Annotated in this window: 2 protein-coding genes and 1 pseudogene; all 3 read right to left on the bottom strand. The window is 69.1% G+C overall.

The genetic code is table 11. The annotated features are described in order from the left end of the window. Positions 1–304, bottom strand: a pseudogene (locus ACH107_RS30960) (hypothetical protein); the annotation flags it as partial. After that, a complete protein-coding gene (gene bchL / locus ACH107_RS30955) occupies positions 304–1,227 on the bottom strand; it encodes a ferredoxin:protochlorophyllide reductase (ATP-dependent) iron-sulfur ATP-binding protein (protein WP_310689964.1) in 924 nt (307 codons plus the stop codon). The gene bchL and the pseudogene ACH107_RS30960, both read right to left, overlap by 1 nt. A 160-nt stretch (positions 1,228–1,387) precedes the next feature. Further along, positions 1,388–3,706, bottom strand: a 2,319-nt coding sequence (locus ACH107_RS30950; protein ID WP_412509515.1) for a cobaltochelatase subunit CobN, incomplete at its 5' end; no start/stop codon positions are given.

The raw sequence follows: 3,706 nt of genomic DNA, 5'->3' as shown, positions 1-3,706 counted from the left end.
GGCGGCGCCGGGCAGGACACCGTGGATGCCGGGGCCGGCAATGACAGCGTCGGCGGCGGCGAAGGCAACGACGAGATCGCGGGCGCATCTGCGCGCGCATGGCGTCACGCCCGCGCCGCACCGTCTCGCGGATGCGCGAAACGGGCGCGTCGCTGGTCAGCCGGTCCCAGGTGCGGGTGGCCGTGCGGTCGAAATAGGTCTCGACCCGGTCGCGCGTGCGCGTCCAGTCGCCCGCGCCGCCGGCGGCGGCGAGGTCCCCGGTCAGCCCCGGGACGAGCCTATCTGCGGACCCGCCGTCGGGCATCAGTCGAACCCCAGCAATTCGAAGATGTCGCGATCCTCCATGGGCGCGGGCGCCATCGGCTCGGTGCCGTTCCACAGCGTCTCGGCCAGGCGGACGTATTCCTTGCGGCACGCGACGATGTCCTCGTCGTCGGGCATGTCGAACAAGGTCTTCTTCTTGAGCCGCGACCGGCGCAGCGCATCCACGTCGGGCATGTGGCCGATCCGCTTGAACCCGATCTTGTCGCAGTAGCGGTCGATCTCGTCGGTATCCTTCGAGCGGTTGGCCATGCACCCCGCAAGCCGCACCTTGTAGTTCTTCGACTTGGCCTGCACCGCGGCGATGATGCGGTTCATCGCGTAGATGCTGTCGAAATCGTTCGCGGTGACGATCATCGACTGGTCCGCGTGCTGCAAGGGCGCGGCAAAACCGCCGCAGACCACGTCGCCCAGGACATCGAAGATCACGATGTCGGTATCCTCGAGCATGTGATGCTGCTTGAGAAGCTTGACCGTCTGGCCCACGACATAGCCGCCACAGCCGGTGCCAGCGGGCGGGCCACCCGCCTCGACGCACTGGACGCCGCCGAAGCCCTCGGTGACGAAATCCTCGGGGCGCAGTTCCTCGGCGTGGAAATCCACGTCCTTGAGGATGTCGATCACCGTGGGCTGCAACTGGCCGGTCAGGGTGAAGGTGCTGTCATGCTTGGGGTCGCAGCCGATCTGCAGCACCCGCCGCCCCATCTGCGAAAAAGCCGCCGACAGGTTCGACGAGGTCGAGGACTTGCCGATCCCGCCCTTGCCGTAGACGGCGAAGACCTTGGCCCCCTCGATCTGCGCCGAGGGGTCCTGGTGGACCTGCACCGATCCTTCGCCGTCCTGGCCCTTGAGGACCGGCGGGGTCTCGACCTGCCGGCGGGCCTCCAGGCCGGCGGCCTCGCGCATGTTCGCCCGTGCCGAGGGTGGCTGTTTGGTGTCCAGTGGACTCATGGTTTCCTCCAATCGCCGGGCACAGGCGCCCGGTGTTTCTTCTGGCCGTAAATATCCCGGGGGTGTGGGGGCTGGCCCCCACTGCCGGGCGGTCGGCCATATGCGCGCGGGGCCCTCATTCTGCCGCCACTCCCTCGAGGCGGTCTTCCAGCGCGTCTGCGGCATCGCGCAGCGCGGCCAAGGTGGTGTCGTCGGGCGCCCAGTAGGCGCGGTCGTGGGCCTCGAGCAGGCGGTTTGCCATGCGCGAGGAGGCCACCGGGTTGAGGTCGCTCATCCGCTGGCGCATCGCCTCGTCCAGAACGAAGGTCTCGGACATGCGCTGATAGACCCAGGGGTCCACCTGGCCGGTCGTCGCCGACCAGCCCAGGGTGTTGGTCAGGCTGCTCTCGATCTGCCGCACGCCCTCGGCGCCGTGGCTCAGCAGGGCCTCGTGGAACTTCGGGTTCAACGAGCGCGAGCGCGTCTCGAGCGCCACCTGGTCGGCCAGGCTGCGCACCTTGCCCGCCCCGCGCGTGGTGTCCGAGATGTAGACCGCGGCCTCCTGGCCCTGACGGGCGCGCTTCACCGCGCGGGAAATCCCGCCCAGCGTGTCGAAGTAGTGGTCCACCGTGGTCACGCCCAGTTCCACCGATTCCAGGTTCTGGTAGGCCACGTCGACATTGCCCAGGGCCTGTTGCAGCAGCGCGGTCTGTTGCGCGGGTTTGCCGTCGACACCGTAGGCAAAGCTCTTGCGTGCCTCGTAGGCATCGGCCAGCTCGTCCTCGTCGCCGAAGGCCGAACTGTCGACCAGCTGGTTGACGTTGGAGCCGTAGGCCCCTTCGGCATTGGAAAAGACGCGCAGGGCCGCGGTGTCTAGGTCGCAGCCGATCTTCTCGGCATAGGCCAGGGCGTTGGCGCGGATGAAATTCTGTTCGGGCGGTTCATCCGCGTGGGCGGCCTTGTGCGCGGCCTCGGCCAGCAGCCGGGTCTGCAAGGGAAGCAGGTCGCGGAAGATGCCGGACAGCGTCATGATCACGTCGATGCGCGGCCGGCCCAGCGTTTCCAGCGGGATCAGGTCGGCCCCGGACAGCCGCCCGAAACTGTCGAAGCGCGGCTGCGCCCCGATCAGCGCGAGGGCCTGCGCCATGGGCGCGCCATCGGACTTGATGTTGTCCGACCCCCAGAGCACCAGCGCCACGCTGCGCGGCAGGCTGGCATGGGTCCGCAGCAGCAGGTCGGCCTGTTTCGCGCCCTCGCGGCAGGCAAAGGCGGTGGGCATGCGGAAGGGATCGAAGGCATGGATGTTGCGCCCCGTGGGCAGGACCTCGGGCGACCGGATCAGGTCGCCGCCGGGCACCGGCGGGGTATAGCGCCCCTCCATCGCGTGCAGCAGGGCCGGGATCTCGCTGTCGCGTTGCAGATGCGCATCGACGCGGGCGCGCGTCTCGGCATCCGCGCCGGTCATCAGGTCCAGGTAGTCGGCACGGGCGTCATCGCGCATCGTCCGGCCCAGCACGTGCAGGCCTTCGGGGATCAGCGCATCCTCGGTTTCCAGCAGCCGCAGCCAGAGCGCCTCGGGCGCCTCGCCGCCCATGTCCACCGTTTCCGCCTGTTCGGCGATCAGCGCCTCCAGGTCCGCGCGCTCGGGCGCGTCGGGGGTCATCTCGCGCCAGCGGGTCAGGCTGTCCTTGAGCTCGCCCAGCGCCTTGTAAAGCCCCGAGCTTGCCAGCGGCGGGGTCAGATGGCTGACCGTCACCGCGCCCGAGCGGCGCTTGGCCAGCGTCGCCTCGGAGGGGTTGTTGGAGGCATAGAGATAGACATTCGGCATGTCGCCGATCAGGCGGTCTGGCCAGCAGGCCGCGCCCGGCCCGGTCTGTTTGCCGGGCATGAATTCCAGTGCGCCGTGCATGCCGAAATGTAGCAGCACATCGGCCCGGAAAGCGTTTTTCAGCCACAGGTAGAACTGTGCGAAGGCATGGGTCGGGGCAAAGCCGCGCTCGAACAGAAGCCGCATCGGGTCGCCCTCGTAGCCAAAGGCGGGTTGCAGCCCCACGAATACCTTTCCGAACTGTGCGCCCAGCACGAAGACGCCGCGCCCGTCGGATTGCACGCGGCCCGGGGCGGCGCCCCACTGCGCCTCGATCTCGTCCAGCCAGGGCGTGTTTGCGACCATCTCCTCGGCCGGGACATGGGCGGCGACATTGGCCTCCTGCCCGTACTGCTGGGCGCTGCCCTGCAGCACGGCGGCCCGCAGCGCCTCGACGCTTTCCGGCGGGGTCAGGTCGTAGCCGCGCGCGGCCATGGCGTGCAGCGTGTTGTAGAGCGAGGCGAAGACATCCAGATAGGCCGCCGTCCCTGCCGCGCCGGCGTTGGGCGGAAAGCCGAAGAGCACAACGCCGACGCGGCGCTCGGCCACCTTCGAGCGGTGCAGCGCGGCCTGGCGCGCGACGCGGGC

It is taken from the genome of Roseovarius halophilus (ex Wu et al. 2025), from assembly GCF_047086965.1.
This window is presented reverse-complemented; position numbering and strand designations above follow the sequence as displayed.